18 protein-coding genes are annotated in these 21,859 nt (G+C 70.6%); 2 read left to right on the plus strand and 16 right to left on the minus strand.

The genetic code is table 11. The annotated features are described in order from the left end of the window. Positions 1-433: 433 nt before the first annotated feature. From CcI49_RS37155 to CcI49_RS37170, 4 genes are all read right to left on the minus strand, one after another. On the minus strand, positions 434-1,111 hold the full coding sequence (locus tag CcI49_RS37155) for a Crp/Fnr family transcriptional regulator (protein WP_006541017.1): 678 nt from the start codon (positions 1,109-1,111) through the stop codon (positions 434-436). A gap of 108 nt (positions 1,112-1,219) precedes the next feature. Then, positions 1,220-1,606, minus strand: coding sequence for a CBS domain-containing protein (locus CcI49_RS37160; RefSeq protein ID WP_054565031.1), 387 nt, complete (start codon positions 1,604-1,606; stop codon positions 1,220-1,222). 237 nt (positions 1,607-1,843) lie between these two features. After that, complete coding sequence (locus CcI49_RS37165) at positions 1,844-2,767, minus strand: branched-chain amino acid transaminase (RefSeq protein WP_054565032.1); 924 nt, start codon at positions 2,765-2,767, stop codon at positions 1,844-1,846. A gap of 242 nt (positions 2,768-3,009) precedes the next feature. Beyond that, a complete protein-coding gene (locus CcI49_RS37170; RefSeq protein ID WP_076834324.1) occupies positions 3,010-4,041 on the minus strand; it encodes a 3-isopropylmalate dehydrogenase in 1,032 nt (343 codons plus the stop codon). 412 nt (positions 4,042-4,453) lie between these two features. Here CcI49_RS37170 and CcI49_RS37175 point away from each other — a divergent pair, with 412 nt between their 5' ends. Continuing rightward, entirely contained in the window at positions 4,454-5,857 is a 1,404-nt protein-coding gene (locus CcI49_RS37175) for an EAL domain-containing protein (RefSeq protein WP_076834326.1), read from the plus strand. Further along, the gene (locus CcI49_RS37180) at positions 5,854-6,162 is read left to right on the plus strand and encodes a DUF1059 domain-containing protein (protein WP_054565035.1); all 309 of its coding nucleotides are present in this window, start codon (positions 5,854-5,856) and stop codon (positions 6,160-6,162) included. Before CcI49_RS37175 ends, CcI49_RS37180 begins: the two co-directional genes overlap by 4 nt. 72 nt (positions 6,163-6,234) lie before the next feature. Here the strand turns inward: CcI49_RS37180 and leuA are convergent, their stop codons facing one another. The 12 genes from leuA to gatC all read right to left on the minus strand — a co-directional run bounded on the left by leuA (position 6,235) and on the right by gatC (position 21,656). Beyond that, on the minus strand, positions 6,235-7,938 hold the full coding sequence (gene leuA / locus CcI49_RS37185) for a 2-isopropylmalate synthase (protein ID WP_076834327.1): 1,704 nt from the start codon (positions 7,936-7,938) through the stop codon (positions 6,235-6,237). A gap of 406 nt (positions 7,939-8,344) precedes the next feature. After that, positions 8,345-9,214, minus strand: coding sequence for a septum formation family protein (locus CcI49_RS37190; RefSeq protein ID WP_076834337.1), 870 nt, complete (start codon positions 9,212-9,214; stop codon positions 8,345-8,347). A gap of 109 nt (positions 9,215-9,323) precedes the next feature. Continuing rightward, positions 9,324-10,913 (minus strand): phosphoglycerate dehydrogenase, encoded by a 1,590-nt coding sequence (gene serA / locus CcI49_RS37195; protein ID WP_076834329.1) that lies wholly within the window; start codon positions 10,911-10,913, stop codon positions 9,324-9,326. Positions 10,914-11,192: 279 nt separating this feature from the next. Continuing rightward, on the minus strand, positions 11,193-12,188 hold the full coding sequence (ilvC, locus tag CcI49_RS37200) for a ketol-acid reductoisomerase (RefSeq protein WP_054565038.1): 996 nt from the start codon (positions 12,186-12,188) through the stop codon (positions 11,193-11,195). Positions 12,189-12,281: 93 nt separating this feature from the next. After that, positions 12,282-12,806, minus strand: a complete 525-nt coding sequence (gene ilvN, locus CcI49_RS37205; protein ID WP_076834330.1) for an acetolactate synthase small subunit — start codon at positions 12,804-12,806, stop codon at positions 12,282-12,284. Continuing rightward, a complete protein-coding gene (locus tag CcI49_RS37210; protein ID WP_255354706.1) occupies positions 12,803-14,647 on the minus strand; it encodes an acetolactate synthase large subunit in 1,845 nt (614 codons plus the stop codon). Before CcI49_RS37210 ends, ilvN begins: the two co-directional genes overlap by 4 nt. Before the next feature lie 324 nt (positions 14,648-14,971). Next, positions 14,972-16,798, minus strand: a complete 1,827-nt coding sequence (locus CcI49_RS37215) for a penicillin-binding transpeptidase domain-containing protein (RefSeq protein ID WP_076834331.1) — start codon at positions 16,796-16,798, stop codon at positions 14,972-14,974. 196 nt (positions 16,799-16,994) lie between these two features. Next, entirely contained in the window at positions 16,995-17,906 is a 912-nt protein-coding gene (locus CcI49_RS37220; protein ID WP_076834332.1) for a metallophosphoesterase, read from the minus strand. Positions 17,907-17,944: 38 nt separating this feature from the next. Next, the gene (gene gatB / locus CcI49_RS37225) at positions 17,945-19,462 is read right to left on the minus strand and encodes an Asp-tRNA(Asn)/Glu-tRNA(Gln) amidotransferase subunit GatB (protein ID WP_054565042.1); all 1,518 of its coding nucleotides are present in this window, start codon (positions 19,460-19,462) and stop codon (positions 17,945-17,947) included. Continuing rightward, entirely contained in the window at positions 19,459-19,734 is a 276-nt protein-coding gene (locus tag CcI49_RS37230) for a hypothetical protein (protein WP_054565043.1), read from the minus strand. Before CcI49_RS37230 ends, gatB begins: the two co-directional genes overlap by 4 nt. Positions 19,735-19,809: 75 nt before the next feature. Next, on the minus strand, positions 19,810-21,342 hold the full coding sequence (gene gatA / locus CcI49_RS37235; protein WP_076834339.1) for an Asp-tRNA(Asn)/Glu-tRNA(Gln) amidotransferase subunit GatA: 1,533 nt from the start codon (positions 21,340-21,342) through the stop codon (positions 19,810-19,812). A 17-nt stretch (positions 21,343-21,359) separates the two neighbouring features. Continuing rightward, a complete protein-coding gene (gene gatC / locus CcI49_RS37240) occupies positions 21,360-21,656 on the minus strand; it encodes an Asp-tRNA(Asn)/Glu-tRNA(Gln) amidotransferase subunit GatC (RefSeq protein ID WP_006541000.1) in 297 nt (98 codons plus the stop codon). Positions 21,657-21,859: the final 203 nt, after the last annotated feature.

Here is a 21,859-nt window from a genome sequence, read left to right on the forward strand (position 1 = left end):
CGGAACCTTGTCTGGCCGTCACGCGCCCCGGTCTCCATGGTCAGTGACCGGTACGCGCGACGGGGACGGGTTCGCCGCCAGCGTCCCACCTTATGTCGTAACACGCTGGACACGTAGCAAGTGTGGCGAGCGCCATCGTGCCGGCCCACCTGATCTACCTGGGGTTCTCTCGCCCGGGGCCGGGCCGGCGGCCCAGAAGGCCGGCGCCGGCAGGCCCCTGCCGCAATCGATGCGACCCGTTCCTGCCCTCCACGCTACGCACCGCTCGCGGCGCGGCGGCCGGCGGGCCGGCTTCGCGGCTGCCGGGCGTGGCCCGCCGCCACCGAGCCACCGCGCCACCAGCCACGGAGCCACCGAGCTACAGAGCCATCGAGCTACGGAGCGGGAAGCGGGAAGCGGGAAGCGGGAAGGGAGCCCGGAAAAGCGAGCCGGCTCAGTCGCCGGCGAAGCGCCGAAGCCGGTCGACCTGCAGGATGGTGATCGTCTGCCCCTCGGACAGGATCCAGGCGCGCCGCTCGAACTCACGCAGCGCCTGGTTGACCGACTGGCGCGAACCACCCAGCAGCGAGGCGATCTCGGTCTGGGTGAGCCCGAGCTCGATGACCGGGCGGCCGGCCTCACGCATCCGCATCAGCAGCAGCTTGGCGACGCGGCGCGGCAGGTCGAGGAACACCAGGTCCGCGTTCGCGCCGGTCAGTCGGCGCACATGCGCGACCAGAGCCCGGATGAGCTGCTCGGCGACGGCGGGGCGCTCCCGGACGAGCTCCCACACGGCACTGCGGTCCAGCACCAGCGCGGTGCTCGGTTCCAGCGCCTCGACGCTCGCGGAGCGTGTCCCGGCCTCGACGATGTTGAGCTCGCCCAGGGTCTCCTTCGGGCCCGCGATGTTCAGCACATGGTCACGGCCGTCGTCCGCCTTGGTGAGCACCTTCAGCCGGCCCGAGGCGACCACGAGCAGTGTGTCCGCGGGCTCGCCCTCCGTGAAGACCACCTGCCCCCGGCGGAACCGCCGGGTCACCGACCTGCTGGCCAGCCGGAGCAGGTCCTCCTCGTCGAGTTCCTTTAGCAGCGTGGTCGCCCGCAGCAGGGTGACCGCCTCAGTGTCGTGCATTCCGTGAACGTAGCGTTGTCGGGGGATGTGATGCGCCACGGATGCCCGACTCGGTGAATTCATCGGCACAACGTCACTCGACGACCACAGTTGGCGATCCAGATCATGTCAGGCAGCGACCCGCTGGCGACTCCAGCACCGGACGACGTCTCGCATCGAGAGCACGCCCTCGACCTCGGCTCCCGAGGTCACGATCAGGTGCCGGAAGCCACCCCGCAGCATGGCCGCGGCGGCCTCGTCCAGGGACCAGTCAGGGCCGGCGACCACGACGTCCCTCGTCACGTGATCGCCGACAAGCTCGACGTCAGGATCCTGGCCGAGGGCGACCGAGCGAAGAACATCGCGCTCGGTCAGGATTCCGAACCCCTGGCTCTCGCTGTCGAGGACCACCGCCGCGCCGACGTGCCGGGCGGCCATCAGCCGGGCCGCCTGCCGCAGCGTGTGATTCGGCCCGATGACGAGGACCAGAACACTCATTCCGTCCGAAACTCGCATGGCACCCTCCTGAACCGGCTCGCTCCTGACGCTTGTGCGTTCGTGAAACGACTAAGGGAGACGGTAGGCGGCCAAGGTCGAGTTGGCCAGAGCACACGCCAGAACAGCTGTCGATGGTGTCAGAAAAGGGACAGCGCACAGCGGTCATCGCGCCATAAAACGTCCCGAAACGACAACGCCCCCGCCCGGGGAGTTACCCGGGCGGGGGCAGTCGGCATTACGCGGTCGCGGTGAACCTCAGCGGACGGACTCGTTCCAGTCCTTGTAGCGGTCGAGCTCGCCGCGGGTCGCCTGGTGGAAGATGTCGAGGATCTCCTTGGTGACCGGGCCGGGCCGGCCGGCACCGACCGGCCGGTCGTCCACCGACGCGATCGGAACGATCTCGGCCGCGGTGCCGGTGAAGAAGGCCTCGTCGGCGAGGTACAGGTCGGTCCGCACGATGTGCTGCTCCAGCACCTCGTAGCCCTGGTCCGCCGCGATCTGCATCACCGATGCCCGGGTGATGCCGCCGAGCGGACCATCGCTGAGCGGCGGGGTGATGACCTTCCGCCCGGAGACGATGAAGACGTTCTCGCCCGAGCCGTCCGCGATGTGGCCGTTCGGGCTCGTCATGATCGCCTCGTCGTAGCCGGCCTTGATGGCGGCCACCTTGGCCAGCGACGAGTTGATGTACTGCCCGGTGGCCTTCGCCGCCGGCGGGATGATGTTCGCGTCGTTGCGGCGCCAGGTCGAGATGGTGGCGCGCGCGCCGTTGCGCTCGGCGTCCTCTCCCAGGTAGGAGCCCCAGGGCCAGACCGCGATCATCACCTCGATCGAGGACGGCAGCGGGTTGAGGCCGATCTCGCCGTAGCCGAGGTAGATCAGCGGGCGGATGTAGCAGGCCTGGACGTCGTTCTCGACGATGAGGTCCTTCGTCGCCTGGATGAGCTCCTCCGGCGAGAAGGACGGCTCCATCATGTAGATCTTGGCGCTGCGGTAGAGACGCGCGATGTGGTCGGTCAGCCGGAAGACCGCACTGCCGCTCGAGGTGGCGTAGGCGCGGATGCCCTCGAACACACCCCAGCCGTAGTGGAGGCTCGGGTTGAGCACGTGGACCTGGGCGTCGTCCCAGTCGACGAGCTCGCCGTTCATCCAGATCTTTGAAGTGGGGGTAATGGGCATGGCAACTCCAGTACGAAAGACTTCAGGGCGCACGAGGGCGCAGGCGAACACTGTGACGAACAGTCAGAGATGACGAAACTGCCGATCGTCGCCGTGGTCAGGCCCTGTCGGCTGCCGTCGTACCGGATCTACGGCTCCCTTCCGAGAATAGCCCCCGGATGACCGAACGGAAAACGACCGCCGGCGCGGGCACCGCCTGCAACGATGCCGCCGCCACCGCCATAGCGCGGCGCCGGCGCCGATCAGCCGGCGGCGCGCGCCGCCAGGTCATCCCCGATCTCACGGGTGGACCGGCGCCCGCCGCCGTCAGCGGCGGCACGCGCCGCGAGCGACGCGGCGACCGCCGCCTCCACCCGTGCCGCCTCGCCGGTGTGCCCGAGGTGGTCCAGCAGCATGGCGACCGAGGCCACGGTCGCGGTCGGGTCGGCCAGGCCCTGGCCCGCGATGTCCGGCGCACTGCCGTGCACCGGCTCGAACATGCTCGGGTTCGCACCTGACGGGTCCAGGTTCCCGCTCGCGGCCAGCCCGATGCCACCCGTGATCGCGGCGCCGATGTCGGTCAGGATGTCGCCGAACATGTTGTCGGTGACCACGACGTCGAACCGCCCGGGGTTGGTCACGAAGAACATCGACGCCGCGTCGACATGCTGGTAGTCGACGGTGACGCCGGGGAACTCCGCGCCGACGTCGGCCACCGTGCGAGCCCAGAGATCACCGGCCTTGGTGAGGACGTTGGTCTTGTGCACCAGGGTCAGATGCGCGCGCGGCCGCCGGCTCGCCCGCGCGAAGGCGTCCCGGACGACCCGCTCGACGCCGAACCTCGTGTTCAGGCTCTCCTCGGTCGCCACCTCGTGCGGCGTGCCGCGACGCAGCGTGCCACCGGCACCGGCGTACGGCCCCTCCGTCCCCTCCCGGACCACGATCATGTCGATGGTGGGGTCACCGGCGAGCGGTGTGGTCACGCCCGGGTAGAGCCGCACCGGACGAAGGTTGACGTGGTGATCGAGCTCGAACCGCAGGCGCAGCAGCAGCCCACGCTCGAGAACACCACTCGGCACGCCCGGGTCCCCGACGGCCCCCAGCAGGATCGCGTCATGGCCACGCAGCTCGGCTAGCACGCTGTCGGGCAGGGTCTCGCCGGTCCGGTGCCACCGCTGGGCACCCAGCTCGTAGTCGGTCGTCTCGACCTTGGGGTAGACCGCCCGCAGTACACGCAGCCCCTCCGCCACCACTTCCGGACCAATCCCGTCGCCACCTATGACCGCAAGCCTCATGAGGCCTGACTGTAGTCGGCCCCTACGGACCCACTCGGCTGGACCGACCCCGCCGCCACCCTCCGTGAGAGGACCTGCATGCAGCGCTTCGGCGGGCCGCTCCACCGGCCGATCGTGCTCGCCGACCACAGCCCGTGGTGGCAGCCGGGCCAGCCCGACATTCCGTTCAACGAGTGCGCTGCATTCGCGTGCCGATCAGTCGGTCCAAACGAAGCACCGACCGACCCTGCGCATATCAACCGGAACACAATCGCGTTGACTTCGAAAAATGCACAACGGACAAAGTTCGGACCACACCCACGCACAGCACCACAACTCCACGGAGRCAGGATGCCGATGCCGCCGTAAAAGTGGTACGAAATAAACAACTTTGCTGATGCGACGTGCGGGGATACGAGGGGGTGCACGACGCATGGTTCCTCAGCGCCTGACCAGCGGGCGTTCGGCGGACACCGGCCGGCCGACGGGCCGCGGATCCGCGGGTCGAGGAGGCCACGGCGGGGTGGGAGAGGTCTCTGCGGCGGCGAAGCTCCAGCCAGCCGTGGGACCACCGACCCGTCCCGACATCGACCGGATCCTGGCCGACCCGGACGCACCAGACCTTGTCTTCCAGCCAATTGTGGACCTCCGACTGGGCCTGACAGCCGGCTACGAAGCACTGGCCCGCTTCGGCGACGACCCACGCAACGCCCCGGACCTCGTCTTCGCCGAAGCTGATCGTCTCGGTGTCGCCGCCGAGGTGGAGGCGCGGGTGCTGCGCAAGGCGATCGCCGCACGGGATCATCTTCCGGATCGTTGTTTTCTCGCCGTCAACGTCTTCCCGCATCTTCTTTCCAGCCCGGAGGTCGAGTCCGTCTGGCGGACAGCCGATCTTTCCCGGCTGGTTCTCGAGCTGAACGAGGCAGTGGCCATCGACTGCTCCTCGGCCCTGGCCGCAACATCACAGGAGCTCCGCGACAGAGGCGCCTTCATTGCGATGGACGATGTCGGCTCGGGTTACGCGGGGCTGCGCCAGCTCACCTACATCCGCCCGGATTTCGTAAAACTGGACAGATCGCTCGTAACCCACATAGACGACGACCAGGTGAAGATCGCGCTGACCGAGCTGGTCGGCGGGTTCGCCAGCCGCCTCAACGGCTGGGTGATCGCCGAAGGCATCGAACGGGTGGAGGAGCTCACCATGCTCGTCGCCCTGGGCGTCCCGCTGGCACAGGGCTTCCTCCTCGGACGTCCGTCAGCCCACTGGCAGTTCCTCGACCCCTCGGTGGCCAGACGGATCCAGACCATGGCCGCGCGTACCGACCGTTCCGCGCACATCGTCAGCCTGATGGAACCGGCCCGGGTGTCCACCGGCGATCACGGGCAGTGCGCCCGCGACGCGGCGTGCCCGCCCTGCATGCTCGACCTGGCGGACGTGCCGGAGTCCCCGGCTTCGGCTACGGAAACCGGCGCCGTGCGGCAGCCCTCCGGCGACAGCGACCGCGACGGCAACGGCGACCGCGACGGGGCCGGGGAGACGACCATCATCGTCAGCAACCGGTGCCGGCCCGTGGCGCTGCAGCTCGCCGGAGGCGCCGGTACCGCCGGAGGTGCTGGAGCCGCCGGAGGTGCTGCTGCTCAGGCGCCCCGCAGGATTCCCACCTCGCTGTTCGCCCGGCCGGACGAGCCCGTGACCGAGGTGGCGCGCCGAGCCATGACCCGCCCGAAGGGGCGTCGGTTCGACCCGGTGATAATCGTGACCGAAATGGGACGACCCCTCGGCCTGGTACGGATGGAGCGCCTGATGTTGCGTCTCGCGGAGCTGTCGGCGGTATGAGGCGGAACCGGTTCTGGACCGCGCAGGCCCTGATCGCCCCGCGCCCCGTGGGTGATCCCGGCGCCCGGGTCCGAGAGATCACACTGGGGCGCCCCCCGGTGATGAAGGAGTTCTACTGCGGGGCGATCATCCACGACTGTGAGACCCGCCTGGTCGCGCCCAGCGAGGACGAGATCATCGCCTCCGTCGACACGCACGCCCGGGTCGACCACGGGATGACCGACGTGCCGCTGCAGCTCACCGAGCTGGTCCGGCGCGGCATCCGCGACGTCGAGCCCACCGCGCTCAACGCGCACAACGACTGACGACACGCACTGACGGCACGCCCGGAGCGGGCGTGGGCCCGGTGGCAGCCGCGCCACCGGGCCCGCGCCACCTCACTGCGCCGGTGCCGGCGCCGGCGGCGCCACCCGGGCCCGGGCCGCTGCCCGGTTGACCGCGCTGACGACCGCGCGCATCGACGCCGTGACGATGTTCGGGTCGATCCCGACTCCCCAGAACACCGCGTCCCCGACCACGACCTCCAGGTAGGCCGCGGCACGGGCGTCCGCCCCGGAGCCCAGGGCATGCTCGGTGTAGTCGAGGACCCGGATCTGCACCCCACGGTCGGACAGCGCCGCGACGAACGCGTCAATCGGGCCGTTGCCGGTGCCCGTGATCACGTTCTCGACCCCGTGCAGGCGCACCGAGACGGTCACCTCGTCCCGCTCGCCGCTCGCCGCGGTCGTCCGCGATCCCAGCAGCTCCAGCGGCGCCTCCGGGTCGCCGCCCTGCGGGCGGTACTCCCGGGTGAAGATCTCCCAGAGCTGCTCGGCGGTGACCTCGCCGCCGGCGTCGTCGGTGTGCTTCTGCACCACGCCGGAGAACTCGATCTGCAGCCGCCGCGGCAGGTCCAGCGCGTACTCCGACTTCATCAGGTAGGCCACGCCGCCCTTGCCCGACTGGCTGTTCACCCTGATGACGGCCTCGTAGCTGCGGCCGACGTCCTTGGGGTCGATCGGCAGGTAGGGCACCTCCCACAGGGTCTGGCCGGTGCGCTCCATCGCCTCGAAGCCCTTCTTGATGGCGTCCTGGTGGGAGCCGGAGAAGGCCGTGTAGACGAGGTCGCCGCCGTAGGGGTGACGGGGGTGCACCGGCAGCTGGTTGCAGTACTCCACCGTGCGGCGGACACCGTCGATGTCGGAGAAGTCGATCTCCGGGTCGACGCCCTGCGAGAACAGGTTCAGCCCGAGGGTCACCAGGCACACGTTGCCGGTGCGCTCGCCGTTGCCGAACAGGCAGYCCTCCACCCGGTCCGCACCGGCCATGACGCCGAGCTCGGCCGCCGCGACCGCGCAGCCCCGGTCGTTGTGCGGGTGCAGCGACAGCACCACCGCGTCGCGCCTGGTCAGGTTCCGGCTGACCCACTCGATCTGGTCGGCGTAGATGTTCGGCGTCGACATCTCGACGGTTGCGGGCAGGTTGAGGACCACGGGGTTCTCCGCCGTGGGCTCCCAGACATCCATCACCGCCTCGCAGACCTCGACCGCGTAGTCGAGCTCCGTCCCGGTGAACGACTCGGGGCTGTACTGCCAGCGGACGTCCGTCCCGTCCAGCAGCTTCTCCGCGTACTGGACGCACCAGCGCGCGCCCTGCACGGCGATGTCGGTGATGCCGGCGCGGTCGAGACCGAACACGACCCGGCGCTGCAGGGTCGACGTGGAGTTGTACAGGTGGATCAGAGCACGGTCGGACCCGGCCACCGCCGCGGCGGTGCGCTCGWTCAGCTCCTCACGCGCCTGGGTGAGGACCTGGATCGTCACATCGTCGGGGATCCGATCGCCCTCGATCAGCTGACGGACGAAGTCGAAGTCGGTCTGGCTCGCCGCGGGAAAGCCGACCTCGATCTCCTTGTAGCCCATCGCCACCAGCAGCTCGAACAGCTGCATCTTGCGGGACGGGGTCATCGGGTCGATCAGCGCCTGGTTGCCGTCGCGCAGGTCCACGCTGCACCAGCGGGGTGCCCGGGTGATCGTGGCGCCCGGCCAGGTACGGTCCGGCAGCGTGACCGCCTGGAACGGGCGGTACTTCTCGATGGGCATGCCAGACGGTTGCTGAGGTGTGATCACTGTTCCTGCTTCCTCGGGTATGCGGGCCGGTTCCTCAGCGCCTGCCTGAAGCTCAGCGCCTGACTGAGATCAGTGGCAGGGGACCGGTGCTGACGCACGAGAACTCCGCGACGGGGAAGCCAGCCAATATTCCGGATCAGAAAGCCCGGATCAGGCCCCGCCGCGGCACCTAAGAAGAAGCAGCGCACGCATCGCCTCGTCAGCCTACCCGACTGCCGGCGAACCCGACCCGCCCCGCACCGTCGCCCATGYCACTACCCAGACCACCGGATGTCAGATCCGGACGGACGGCCGTCGGCTCCGGACGTCTTTCGGCCCCGGACGTCTGTCGGGCCTGGACGTCTGTCGGGCCTGGACGGGTGTCGGGCCTGGACGGGTGTCAGCCCTGGACGGGTGCCGGGACCACCAGGCGCCCGGACCGGGGAGTCAGGTCCTGCGAACGGATCGTGCAGGCGATCCCGTGCACGCCGCCTTCCCAGCTGGCCCGGTCCGGCCACACCGTCGCGACGGCCCCGCTCGAAGCCACGCCGAAGGCACCCGCGGACGCCAGCAGGGAACCTCCGCAGAGGTCCGTCGCGGTTGCGCTGAGCACGTCCGCGCCGGGCCAGGAGGCGTCGCCGCCGGCCCGGTCCACGACCTTCGTGATCTCGTCGATGTGAGGTTGGGAACAGTCCACCGGCACCGGGGCCAGCCTGGTCGCCGGCGCGGCCGGCCAGGCCAGGCAGTCCCCCGCCCGCAGCCCGGCGAACAGGGCCGGCGTGAGGTCGAAGCCCTGCGAAGCTGCGGCGGCCAGGCCCGCCGCCGCCCCGTTCCCGGCCGGCGATGACGGGCCGGTCGCGAACCTGGTCGCGGTGGTGGCGACCTCACCACCGGTCTCACGGGAGGCGAGCGTGCTGCTGGTGGTGCTGATCCCCGCAGCCGGCTGCGGCAAGGTCGCGACCGGAACGCTGCGCGCCGTCTGGCGCAGCGCTATGAAGGTGAGGCTGATCATCCCGAGCGCGAGGGTGAGCACGGCGAGTACCCAGGTCAGGCGCCTGGCCCGCGGCGCCGGACGCGGCGGGGCGACAAAGAGCCGGAAGACCAGCCCGTGCAGGCCGCGGGGCGCCGGCACGACCGTGCACCGCGCCCCGCCGGCGGGCGGAAACCGGCCCGCACGCTCCATCGCCGAGGGTTCCAGGAAGCGTGCGGACCGCACAAAGCGCTCGTCAAGCCGCACGTCCTCGAACGGATCCGGGTGCCGTGGCGCCATGTGTGTCACGGTAACGCCGGCAAGCGCCTCGGGCGTCACTTCTGCCTAACGATCACCCGGATCAGGTCGAGTCACACCGAGGCGCGACGAAAAGACCCATTCGGCGCTATCAGTCGGTCGAGATGCTGACCGCCCGTGCATAGGACGCACCGATGATCTTCGCGATCTCGGTCAGGATGTCGGGCGCCACCGCGTCGTCCAGGGACAGGGACATGAGCGCCTCGCCGCCGGCGCTCAGGCGGCTGACCTGCGCGTTGGCGATGTTGATGTGGGCCTCGCCGAGCAGTGCGCCGACGGCGCCGACAATGCCCGGGCGATCCTCGTAACGGAAGWAGGCCAGGTGGTTCTCGGGCCGTAGGTCCACCTCGAACCCGTCGATCGCGGTGATCTTCTCGACCTGCCGCGACCCGACCAGGGTGCCGCTGACCGAGACCGCGGTGCCGTCGGGCAGCGCTCCGCGCACCGTCACGAGGTTGCGGTAGTCCGGGCTCTCCTCGGAGGTCTCCAGCCCGACCTCGACACCGCGTTCCTTGGCGATCAGCGGCGCGTTCACATAGGTGACCTGCTCCTCGACGATGTCGGTGAAGACACCCTTGAGGACAGCCAGCTGCAGCACCGAGACGTCATGCACGGCGATCTCGCCCCGCACCTCGACCGTGATCGCCGCGGCGACTCCCCCGGCCAGGCCGGAGAAGAGCTGGCCCAGTTTCTCGGCGAGCGGCAGGCCGGGCCGCACGTCCTCCGCGACGACCCCGCCGGCCTGCACGTTGACCGCGTCGGGAACGAACTCGCCGCTCAGCGCCAGGCGCACCGACCTCGCCACCGCGAGGCCGGCCTTGTCCTGCGCCTCCTGGGTCGAGGCGCCCAGGTGCGGAGTGACGACCACGTTCTCCAGGCCGAACAGCGGCGAGGATGTGGTCGGCTCCTTGACGTACACGTCGAGCCCCGCGCCACCGACCCGGCCGGAGCTGACGGCCTCGGCCAGCGCAGCCTCGTCGACCAGGCCACCACGCGCGGCGTTCACGATGATCACACCGGGCTTGACCCGCGCGAGCTGCTCGGCGCCGATCAGCCCCAGCGTCTCGGGCGTCTTGGGGAGGTGAATGGTGATCACATCACTGACGGCGAGGAGCTCGTCCAGGTCGACCAGGCGGACGCCCAGCTGGGAGGCCCGGGCCACCGACACATAGGGGTCGTAGGCGACGATGTCCATCCCGAACGCGGCGAGGCGCTGCGCGACCAGGACGCCGATGCGGCCGAGCCCCACGACGCCGGCGGTCTTCTCGGTCAGCTCCACGCCGACGTACTTCGACCGCTTCCACTCGCCGCCGACGAGCGCGCCATGCGCGGCCGGCACCCGCCGAGCCACGGACAACAGCAGCGCGACCGCGTGCTCGGCGGCACTGACGATGTTCGACTGCGGCGCGTTCACCACCATGACGCCCCGGTTGGTGGCGGCCGGCACGTCGACGTTGTCGAGCCCGATCCCGGCCCGGGCCACGACCTTGAGCCGCGGCGCGGCGGCGAGTGCCTCCGCGTCGATCTTCGTTGCCGAACGGATGAGGACCGCGTCCACGTCCGCCAGCGCCGGCAACAGCGCGGATCGGTCGGCCCCGTCCACGTGGCGGATCTCGAAGTCCCCAGAGAGGACCTCCAGCCCGGCCGGTGAGAGCTCCTCGGCGACGAGTACGACGGGCACGGTCTGCTCCTAGTAGCGCAGCTCGTCGCCGGCCACCAGTGAGAAGGACGCAGCGGCAACGAGGCCGTGCTGCGCCGCTGCCCGGGCGGACGACGACGGTGTCGAATCAGGTGGGCTTTACGGTGCGCCTACAGCCTACAGAGGACGCTCAGCGCGATCGGTCGCCCACGGCGGTGTGCCCGCTCTCACCACCGAGGGATCACGGCCGGGCACAGCCGGGCACCGCCTGACACGCCGGGCACGGCCGGGCGGCAGTGCCACCCGGCCCGGCCCACCGCGTCAGTCCTTCGCGATCCAGGACATCATCGGCCGCAGCTTGCCACCGACCTGCTCGATCGGGTGCTGCTTGCCCTCCTCGACCAGCTTGGTGAAGGTCGGGCGACCCGCGTCGTCCTCCGCGACCCACTCGCGGGCGAACGTCCCATCCTGGATCTCGCCGAGGATCTTGCGCATCTCCGCCTTGACCGCCGGAGTGACCACACGCGGGCCACGGGTGACGTCGCCGTACTCGGCCGTGTCGGAGATCGAGTAGCGCATCTGGCTGATGCCGCCCTCGTACATGAGGTCGACGATCAGCTTGAGCTCGTGCAGGCACTCGAAGTACGCGACCTCGGGGGTGTACCCGGCCTCGACCAGCGTCTCGAAGCCGGCCTGCACCAGCGCGCTGGCACCGCCGCACAGCACCGCCTGCTCACCGAACAGGTCGGTCTCGGTCTCCTCGGTGAACGTCGTGCGCAGCGCGCCGGCCCGGGTGCCACCGATGCCCTTGGCGTAGGCGAGCGCGATGTCGAGGGCCTTGCCGGAGGCGTCCGACTCGACGGCGACGAGGCACGGCACGCCCTTGCCCTCGGTGAACACCCGACGGACCAGGTGGCCCGGGCCCTTCGGCGCGACCATGAAGACGTCCACGCCGGCCGGCGGCTCGATGAGGCCGTAACGGATGTTGAAGCCGTGCCCGAAGGCGAGCGCCTTGCCCGGGGCGAGGTTCGGCGCGATCGACTCGGCGTAGATCTTGCGGTGCGTCGTGTCCGGCGTCAGGATCATGATGATGTCGGCCTCGGCGGAGGCCTCCGCCGGGGTCACCACCCGCAGGCCCTGCTCCTCGGCCTTGGCCCGGCTGGCGCTCGTCTCGGGCAGGCCGACGCGGACGTCGATCCCGCTGTCGCGCAGGTTCAGCGCGTGCGCGTGCCCCTGGCTGCCGTAACCGATCACGGCGACCTTGCGGTCAGCGAGGTTCGCGAGGTTCGCGTCGTCGTCGTAGTAGATCTCGACCATCGTTGGTGAATCTCCTAGTGGGAATTACTGGTGGGCACTGCCGGGGCACTGCTGGTGGAAACAGACTGCTGGTGGAAACAGAGGGGATGCTCGTCAGGCCGAGCGCTCGACCGCACGCAGGCTGCGGTCGGTGATCGACCGCGAGCCGCGGCCGAGGGCGACCATGCCGGACTGGACCAGCTCGCGGATCCCGAAGGGCTCGAGCATGCGGATGAGCGCGTCCAGCTTGTCACGGGTGCCGGTGGCCTCGATCGTCACCGCGTCCTGGGCGACGTCCACGACCTTCGCCCGGAAGAGCTGGACGGTCTCCAGCACCTGGGAACGGACCGTGAGGTCAGCCCGCACCTTGACCAGCATCAGCTCGCGCTGGACCGAGACGCTCGTGTCCATCTCGACGATCTTCAGCACGTTGACCAGCTTGTTGAGCTGCTTGGTCACCTGCTCCAGCGGCAGGTCCTCGACCGCGACGACGATCRTCATCCGGGAGACGTCCGCGTGCTCGGTGGGCCCGACGGCGAGCGACTCGATGTTGAAGYCGCGCCGGGAGAACAGGCCCGACACCCGGGCGAGGACGCCCGGCTTGTTCTCGACGAGGACCGAGAGGGTGTGCCGGGTCACAGGTTGACCTCCGCGTCGCCGGAGTAGTCGAAGTCGGGAGCCAGGTCGCGGGCGACCTGGATCTCGTCGTTGCTGGCGCCCGCGGCCACCATCGGCCACACCATGGCGTCCGGATGGACCACGAAGTCGACCACAACAGGGGCGTCGTTGATGCTCATCGCCTTCTCGATGGTCGCGTCGATGTCCTCAGGGGACTCGCAGCGCAGACCGACGCATCCCAGTGCCTCGGCCAGCCGCACGAAGTCCGGCACCCGGGTCACCCCGGTCCGCGCCGAAGCCGGGTGGGTGCCCAGGTCGGTGTTGGAGTACCGCTGGTCGTAGAACAGCGTCTGCCACTGGCGCACCATGCCCAGCGAGCCGTTGTTGATGACCGCGACCTTGATCGGGATGCCCTCCAGGGCGCAGGTCGCCAGTTCCTGATTGGTCATCTGGAAGCAGCCGTCACCGTCGATCGCCCACACCGTCGCGTCCGGCCGGCCGACCTTCGCGCCCATCGCCGCCGGCACCGCGTACCCCATCGTCCCGGCGCCACCGGAGTTGAGCCAGGTGTACGGGTGCTCGTAGGAGATGAACTGCGCCGCCCACATCTGGTGCTGCCCGACACCGGCCGCGAAGACCGTCTCCGGCCCGGAGATCTGACCGATCCGCTCGATGACCTGCTGCGGGGCGACGGAGCCGTCCGCCGGCAGGTCGTAGCCCACCGGGTAGGTCCCCCGCCAGCGGTTCAGCGCGTGCCACCAGGCTTCCAGGTCGGGACGCGGCTCGGCCTGCAGGGCGACGGTGAGGTCGGCGATCACCTCCCGGCAGTCACCCACGATCGGCACGTCGGCCACCCGGTTCTTGCCGATCTCGGCCGGGTCGATGTCGGCGTGGATGATCGCGGCCTCCGGCGCGAAGGACGCCAGCCGCCCGGTCACCCGGTCATCGAAGCGGGCACCGAGAGTGATCAGCAGGTCCGACTTCTGCATCGCCGTGACCGCCGCGACCGACCCGTGCATGCCGGGCATGCCCAGATGCTGCGGATGCGAGTCGGGGAACGCGCCACGGGCCATCAGCGTCGTGACCACCGGGATGCCGGTGAGCTCGGCGAGCACGCGCAGCTCGGCGGCCGCCCGGGCCTTGAGGACGCCACCGCCGACATAGAGCACCGGACGACGGGCGGCACTGATCATCTTTGCCGCCTCGCGGACCTGCTTGGCGTGCGGGCGGGTGACCGGGCGGTACCCGGGCAGCTCCAGCGCCGGCGGCCAGACCTCGTGCGGCAGCACCGAGGTGAGGCCCTGCAGGATGTCCTTCGGCAGGTCGACCAGCACCGGACCCGGCCGGCCGGTCGAGGCGATGTGGAACGCCTCGGCGATCGTCCGCGGGATGTCATCGGCCGACTGGACCAGGAAGTTGTGCTTGGTGATCGGCAGCGTGATGCCGCAGATGTCGGCTTCCTGGAACGCGTCGGTGCCGATCGCCCGGCTCGCCACCTGGCCGGTGATCGCGACGATGGGCACCGAGTCCATGTAGGCGTCGGCGATGGGCGTCACCAGGTTCGTCGCGCCCGGCCCGGACGTCGCCATGCACACCCCGACCCGCCCGGTGGCCTGCGCGTAGCCCTCGGCGGCATGCCCGGCGCCCTGCTCGTGCCGGACCAGGATGTGTCGCACCCGGGTGGAGTCGAACAGCGGATCATAGGCGGGCAGGATCGCCCCGCCCGGAATACCGAAGACCACCTCGGCACCGACCGCCTCAAGCGAGTGGACGAGCGATTGCGCGCCGGTGATCTGTGGAGTCTCTCTGGTCATCTGGTCGTCTTCCTTGACGGGGCCGGCAGAGCTGGTCGAGACGGCGATGTACAGGCGGTCGTGGTGCACGCGCCGGGCCGGACATGAAAAAGCCCCTCGTGCCGGAGGCACTGAGGGGCGGCGCGGGCGGTCGGTGACCAGTCGGTCCGACTACACGCGCTCCGAGCGTACGAGGATGCCAAGCAGCACGCGATACACCATCCCCGACATCGGCCACCACGTCAAGCGGACGGCGGTAGCCGGCCCGTGCCACCCAATTCCCCTCAAAAGGAACGAAAAGGGACACAGGGTCGCCTGGCGACCCGCAGGAGTGAAAGATCTCGGTCGTTGGAACGACAAAAATCCTTCACTCCTGCGGCTGGCCAAAGCCGATCAGCCGGCGGCCGGCGGAGCCGACACCTGGCCACCGTCGAGAGCGGTGAAGAACCTGGAGACCACGGGCGCGGCGGACTCGGCACCGAAACCACCGTCCTCGATGACCGTCGCGACCGCGATGTCACCGCGGTATCCGACGAACCAGCCGTGCGTCGGCGGCGGATTCCCGTTCCCGTACTCGGCCGTGCCGGTCTTGCCGCCGACCTCACCCGGCATCGGCACCCCCGCCGCAGTCCCCTCGGTGACCACGGCCCGCATGAAGTCGCGCAGCGGCCCCAGGGCCTGCGCCGGCAGAGCGTTGCTGCGCGGCGACTCCCCCACGACGAACGGCTGGTGCCAGGTGCCGCTCGCCACGGCGGCGGCGACGCTCGCCATCTGCAACGGCGATGCGGCGACCCGGCCCTGCCCGATCGACGCGGCCGCCGCCTCGACGTCGTCGCGCGGGGTCGGGAAGGAGCCGCCGACGCTGGCGATGGGCAGCGGCTCGACACCGTCGAAGCCGTACAGCTTGGCGGCCTGCTCGAGTGCGCCGTCGGGCAGCGACTGCTCCAGCCGGATGAACGCCGTGTTGCAGCTCTTGGCGAAGGCCGTGCGGAACGGGATCATGCCGAACTGCTCCGCCTCGGCGTTCTGGAACTCCCGCCCGCCGATGCTCACCTTCTCGGTGCAGTCGAGCGGGGTGTCCGCCGTCCTGCCGTTCATCAGCGCCGCCGTCGCCGTCACGATCTTGAAGGTCGAACCGGGCGGATACGACCCGCGCACCGCCCGCCCGTAGCCGTTGGTCGGGCGGTTCGCCACCGCGAGCACCCCGCCGGTCCGGGTGTCGATGGCTACCAGCGCCCCGTTCGGCTGCGCGGCGGTGCCGAGGGCCGCCTCGGCCGCACGCTGGACGTCCAGGTTGATGGTGGTGCGGATCGCCTCGCCGTCGCTGCTCGGGTAGGCCTTGAGGGTCTTCACTGTCTCGTTGCCGTCGGTGCGGACCACCACCGAGCCGCCCTGGGGCCGCAGCCGCGAGTCGTAGACCCGCTGCAGGCCGGAGGCCGGATCGATCCGGCCGATGAGGTTCCCGGCGAGCTCGGGGTTGGTGTCCATGGGACGCCCGTTCACGTCCAGCAGCGCGCCCCGCCTACCGGTGGAGTCGGTGCGGTCCAGGCGCAGGCCCGGCTTGAGCTCGGGGTGCACCGAGGACGGCGCCGCCCGCACCTTCCAGGCGTCGCCGCCGGCCCGGGTCAGGCCGAGCGAACCAGAGTACGTCAGCGGTTCGGTGAATCCGGCGAGCGTCAGGGTCGCGGTGTAGGGAACCGTGGCGCTCGCCCCCGAGCGCTCCGCCTTCCCCGCGACGAACTCCGCCCTGGTGACCGAGAGCCGATCGTGGACGTCGGACATCAGCCCGACCAGTGTCGCGACCGGGACGTCGCCGTCGACGCTGACCGCGCTGACCGCGGCACCGGCCCGAGCACGGGCCTGACCGGCCGCGGCATCGCCACCGCCGGTCCCGGCGGCAGCGGCTCCGGTCCCGGCGGCAGCGGTGCCGGTGGCACCGGTTCCGCTGGCAGCGGCACCGGTCCCGCCGGCAGCCGTGTCGGATTCCTCGGCCGCGGACGGCGCGATCGTCAGCGCCTGCCAGGCCTCCAGATAGGACGCGGCCACCGAGACCACCGCGCGGTCAGCCGCCCGTGCGTCCGACCGTTCCTTCAGCCAGTAGGTGAGACCGCCACCAACCGCCACGAGCACGAGCACCAGACCTGCGGCCAGCAGGCCCCGGCGCCCCCGCCCCCTGCGGCGCGACCGGGACGGACCGAACCCCGTAGGTGTGAGGGGCACGACGACTCGCCTCCCCCCATTGCCTCGCAGAACCATCCGGTGGGGCCCGCAAGGCCCGTCCACACACTACGAACGGCTCCGCGACTCCGCATCCGACGCGCCGCGCGACGTCGGCAAGCCGACACGCGGATGGACCGATGGTGGCAACACGGAGGACCACACCTTTGTTGGACCGGCCGACCGACCGGCCAGCCGGTCAGCCGGGCGGGACCACCGCGGACTCCGACTCGTCCCGCGTCGCGCCCCAGGGCGGGATGCGCTCACCGGTCGGCGCGGGCAGGATCTGGCGCAACACCGGTCGTCGGGTCCGCCAGCTGCGCCACTCACGCGGGTAGCCCACCGAGACCTCCTCGAACCGGACGCCGTCATGCCAGGTCGTCCGAGGAATGTGCAGGTGACCGTAGACCACCGCGGCGACGTTGTAGCGGGTGTGCCAGTCCGCGGTGAGCTCGGTTCCACACCACTGCGCGAACACCGGGTAGCGCAGGATCCTGGTGGGCTCGCGCACCAGCGGGAAATGGTTGACGAGCACGAGGGGGACGTCCCGGGGGCATTCGTCCAGCCGGACGCGCGTCTGCGCGACCCGAGCCCGGCACCAGTCGTCCCTGCTCGGATAGGGGTCGGAGTGCAGCACCGACTCGTCGGAGCACACCACGCCCGCCGCGTACGCCGCGGCGAGCGCCTCCTCCTTGTTCGAGGTGCCCTCGGGACGGAACGTGTAGTCGTAGAGCAGGAACATCGGCACGATGCGCACGGGACCACCCAGCCCGGTCCAGATCGGGTAGGGGTCCTCGGGGGTGAGAACTCCCAGGCCCGCGCACAGGTCGACCAGATGGCGGTAACGGGCCTCTCCGCGCAGGGGCACGGCGTCCCGGCTCAACGTCCACAGCTCATGGTTGCCGGGCACCCACACGACCTGGGCGAACCGGCCCGCGAGCAACCGCAGCGCCCATTCGACGTCGTCGAGACGCTCGCCGACGTCGCCGACCACGAGCAGCCAGTCATCGTCATGGCCCGGCCGCATCGCCTCGACGATCGCCCGGTTCTCCGGATGGCGAACATGGATATCGCTGGTGGCGAGCAGACGCCCCCGCGTGGTCCCAGACATCACCGACGATCGTCGCACATTGCCGGGACCACCGTCGGTCAGGAGACTTCCAGCCGCTCCAGCAACAGCCTGCGGACGGCCGCGGCGTCGGCCTGGCCCCGCATCGTCTTCATCACCGTGCCGACGAGCGGCCCCACCGCGTTCAGCTTGCCGCCCCGGACCTTGTCCGCGATGTCGGGCGCGCCGGCGATGGCGGCGTCGACCGCGTCGCGCAGCGCCGAGTCGTCGGAGACCACGGCCAGCCCCCGCGCGGCGACGACCTCGTCGGGCGAGCCGTCACCCGCGAGCACACCGTCGACGACCTTTCGCCCGAGCGCGTCGGTCAGCTTCCCCTCGGCGACGAGCTCGCAGACCCGGGCCACCTGGGCCGGGCTGATCGCCAGCTCACGCGGCTCGACACCGGCGTCCGAGGCGCGCCTCGCCAGCTCGTTGAGCCACCACTTGCGCGCCCCGGCCGGGCTCGCGCCCGCGGCCACCGTCGCCTCGACCAGCTCCAGCACCCCGGCGTTGCGCATCTCCTGCAGCTCACGGGCGGAGTAGCCGAGCTCCGCGACGAGCCGGGCCCGCCGCTGCGCCGGCAGCTCCGGCAGGACCGCGCGCAGCGCCTCGACGTACTCCGAGGTGAGCGCGAGCGGCGTCAGGTCCGGCTCCGGGAAGTAGCGGTAGTCGGTCGCCTCCTCCTTCGACCGGCCAGAGGAGGTGCGGCCCGACGCCTCGTCGAAGTGCCGGGTCTCCTGGATGACCCGCTCGCCGGCGTCCAGCAGCGCCGCCTGGCGCACGACCTCGAAGCGGACAGCCCGCTCGACCGAACGCAGCGAGTTGAGGTTCTTCGTCTCCGAACGGGTGCCGAACGGCGCGTCCGGCTGCCCTGCCGCGGGCCGGGGCCGCAGCGACACGTTCGCGTCGCAGCGCAGCGAGCCCTGGTCCATCCGCACGTCCGAGACCGCCAGCGCCCGGCACAGCTCCCGCAGCTCGTCGACGTAGGCCCGAGCGACCTCGGGGTGCCGGATGTCGGGCTCGGTGACGATCTCCACCAGGGGGATGCCGGCCCGGTTGTAGTCGACCAGGGAGTGGGTGGCTCCGTGGATCCGCCCGGTCGCCCCGCCGACGTGCAGCGACTTGCCGGTGTCCTCCTCCAGGTGGACCCGGGTGATCCCGACCCGGTGGATCTCCCCCTCGACCTCGACGTCCAGCCAGCCGTTCGAGCACAGCGGCTCGTCGTACTGACTGATCTGGAAGTTCTTCGGCATGTCCGGATAGAAGTAGTTCTTCCGGGCGAACCGGCACCAGGTCGCGATCGTGCAGTTCAGCGCGAGCCCGATGAGCGTCGCGAACCGCACCGCGGCCTCGTTCACCACCGGCAGCGCCCCGGGCAGGCCCAGGCAGACCGGGCATACCTGGGTGTTCGGCTCCGCGCCGAACGTCGTCGCGCACCCGCAGAACATCTTGGAGGCGGTGCCGAGCTCGACATGGGTCTCCAGCCCGATCACCGCCTCGTAGCGCGCGATGGCGTCCTCATAGGAGGGGGTGGCGATGACGGGAGCCGATGTGCTCACCGGGATGACTCCTCTTCGATGCCGTCTTCAAGGCCGTCTTCGTGACCGCCGGCCGCCGGCCGCCCAGGTGTTGTCCCCTGGCTGCCGGCCTGACGCCGCGTGTCACGGACATGGACGTAGCCCAGCGCGAGCGCCGCGGGCAGGCCGATGATCCCCCAGACGAGCAGGATCGGGCTCAACGTCAGGACGCCGAGGACGAGCACCACGAGCGTGAGCCCCCAGACAATCAGCAGAAGTGCGCGGTCCTGGCGACCGCTGCGCAGCTCGACCATCTCTTTCTCGTCCCTCCTCTCCTGGTGTGCTGGCCTGTTGTCCACAGCGTCGGATTGTCCACAGCGTCGGTTTGTCTACAGCGTCGGGGCTTCGTCGAGCAGGGCGTGCCCCCGCCGGGCGTCCAGCGCGGCCTCCAGTGCGCCGCCGACCAGGTAGAGCCGGTCATCGGCGAACGCCGGCGCCATGATCTGGATGCCCACGGGCAGCCCGTCCACCAGCCCGGACGGCAGGCTCATCGCCGGCCCACCGGCGAGGTTGGACGGAATCGTGCACAGGTCCGACAGGTACATCGCCACCGGGTCGTCGACCTTGTCCCCGATCGGGAAGGCCGGCGTCGGCGTGGTCGGTGAGACCAGCACGTCAGCCTGTTCGTAGGCGGCGGCGAAGTCCCGGCTGATCAGCGTCCGGACCTTCTGTGCCTGCCCGTAGTAGGCGTCGTAGTACCCCGAGGACAGCGCGTACGTGCCGAGCATGACCCGCCGCTTCACCTCGGCACCGAACCCGACGTCCCGGGTACGGCTCATGACCTCCTCCGCGCCGGCACGACCGTCGTCCCCGGCCCGCAGGCCGAACCGCATCGCGTCGAAGCGGGCCAGGTTGGACGAGCACTCGCTCGGTGCGATCAGGTAGTACGCCGCCATCGCGTAGGTGAAGTGCGGGCAGCTCACCTCGACCACCTCGGCACCGAGCCCGGCCAGCTCCGCGACGGCCGCGTCGAACGCGGCCTGCACTCCCGGGTCGTAGCCCTCGCCGGCGAGCTCACGCACCACGCCCACCCGCATTCCGCGGATGTCCCGGCGGCCGGCGGCCTCCACCACCGGAGGCACCGGCAGCTCGACGCTGGTGCTGTCCATCGGGTCGTGCCCGGCGATGGCCGCGTGCAGCAGGGCGGCGTCGGCGACGGTACGGGTGATCGGGCCCGCCTGGTCCAGAGAGCTGGAGAAGGCGACGAGGCCGTACCGGCTGACCCCGCCGTAGGTCGGCTTGACCCCGACCAGACCGCAGACGGCGGCCGGCTGACGGATCGAGCCACCCGTGTCGGTGCCGATGGACAGCGGCGCTTCGAAAGCGGCCACCGCGGCCGCGCTGCCACCGCTGCTGCCACCCGGAATCCGGGTGAGATCCCATGGGTTACGGGTCGGGCCGTACGCCGAGTTCTCGGTGGAGGAGCCCATCGCGAACTCGTCCATGTTGACCTTGCCGAGAATGACGACGTCGGCAGCACGCAACCGGGAGACCACAGTCGCGTCGTAGGGCGGCCGCCAGCCTTCGAGAATCCTGCTGCCGCAGGTGGTCGGCATGCCGCGGGCGGTGAACACGTCCTTGAGTGCGAGCGGCACACCGGCCAGTGGACCCAGCCGCTCCCCCGCGGCACGCCGGGCGTCCACCGCGCGGGCGGCGGCAAGCGCGCCTTCCGCGTCGACGTGCAGGAACGCGTGCACCGCGTCGTCGACCTTCGCGATGCGGTCCAGGGCGGCGAGGGTGGCCTCCTCCGCGGAAAGCTCACCTGCGGCGATCGCGGCAGCCGTCGCGGCGGCCGTCAGCCGGACGACGTCGTCCGTCCGGGCGGACTCCACGGGCGTCGAGATGCCTGAAACGTCGGTCATGTGCAGCCTGGTGCCCTTCACTCTTCCGGATCGAGAATGCGCGGCACCCGGAACCGGCCCTCCTCGGCGGCGGGCGCGCCGGCGAGGACGTCGGCGACCGGCAGCGACGGGCGAGTCACGTCCGCGCGGAAGACATTGGTGAGCGGTACGGCGTGCGAGGTCGGCGGAATGTCCGCCGCCGCCACCTCGGCGACCCTGGCCACGGCGCCGAGAATCGCCTCCAGCTGCGGTGCGAGCGCGTCGAGCTCAGCGGAGGACAGGGACATCCGCGACAGGCGGGCAAGGTTCGCGACCTCGTCCCGGGTGATCGCCATTCCGGTGGACCCCTCGTGAGCGGTGGGCACAGGCCCTACATCGGCTAGGTCGTGGCGCGCGCCGCGCGGGCAGCGGCGTACCTGGCGAAGCGCGGCGTCAGCGTGCACTCATCGTACGGGTCCGCGTCGCGGAGCCGGCGCGCCGCGCGACGCACGCAGCCACCCACGATCACCCGTTCCCGAAAACCGTTTCCTTACAGGCA

Origin of the sequence: Frankia sp. CcI49 (genome assembly GCF_001983215.1) — a bacterium.
Lineage (GTDB): Bacteria > Actinomycetota > Actinomycetes > Frankiales > Frankiaceae > Parafrankia > Parafrankia irregularis.

Excerpts from the sequence above, each read along its gene's own strand:
- CcI49_RS37155 (WP_006541017.1), bottom strand. The coding sequence starts at position 1,111 with ATGCACGACACTGAGGCGGTCACCCTGCTGCGGGCGACCACGCTGCTA.
- CcI49_RS37160 (WP_054565031.1), bottom strand. The coding sequence starts at position 1,606 with ATGCGAGTTTCGGACGGAATGAGTGTTCTGGTCCTCGTCATCGGGCCG.
- CcI49_RS37165 (WP_054565032.1), bottom strand. The coding sequence starts at position 2,767 with ATGCCCATTACCCCCACTTCAAAGATCTGGATGAACGGCGAGCTCGTC.
- CcI49_RS37170 (WP_076834324.1), bottom strand. The coding sequence starts at position 4,041 with ATGAGGCTTGCGGTCATAGGTGGCGACGGGATTGGTCCGGAAGTGGTG.
- CcI49_RS37175 (WP_076834326.1), top strand. The coding sequence starts at position 4,454 with ATGGTTCCTCAGCGCCTGACCAGCGGGCGTTCGGCGGACACCGGCCGG.
- CcI49_RS37180 (WP_054565035.1), top strand. The coding sequence starts at position 5,854 with ATGAGGCGGAACCGGTTCTGGACCGCGCAGGCCCTGATCGCCCCGCGC.
- CcI49_RS37190 (WP_076834337.1), bottom strand. The coding sequence starts at position 9,214 with ATGGCGCCACGGCACCCGGATCCGTTCGAGGACGTGCGGCTTGACGAG.
- ilvC (WP_054565038.1), bottom strand. The coding sequence starts at position 12,188 with ATGGTCGAGATCTACTACGACGACGACGCGAACCTCGCGAACCTCGCT.
- CcI49_RS37220 (WP_076834332.1), bottom strand. The coding sequence starts at position 17,906 with ATGTCTGGGACCACGCGGGGGCGTCTGCTCGCCACCAGCGATATCCAT.
- CcI49_RS37230 (WP_054565043.1), bottom strand. The coding sequence starts at position 19,734 with ATGGTCGAGCTGCGCAGCGGTCGCCAGGACCGCGCACTTCTGCTGATT.
- gatA (WP_076834339.1), bottom strand. The coding sequence starts at position 21,342 with ATGACCGACGTTTCAGGCATCTCGACGCCCGTGGAGTCCGCCCGGACG.
- gatC (WP_006541000.1), bottom strand. The coding sequence starts at position 21,656 with ATGGCGATCACCCGGGACGAGGTCGCGAACCTTGCCCGCCTGTCGCGG.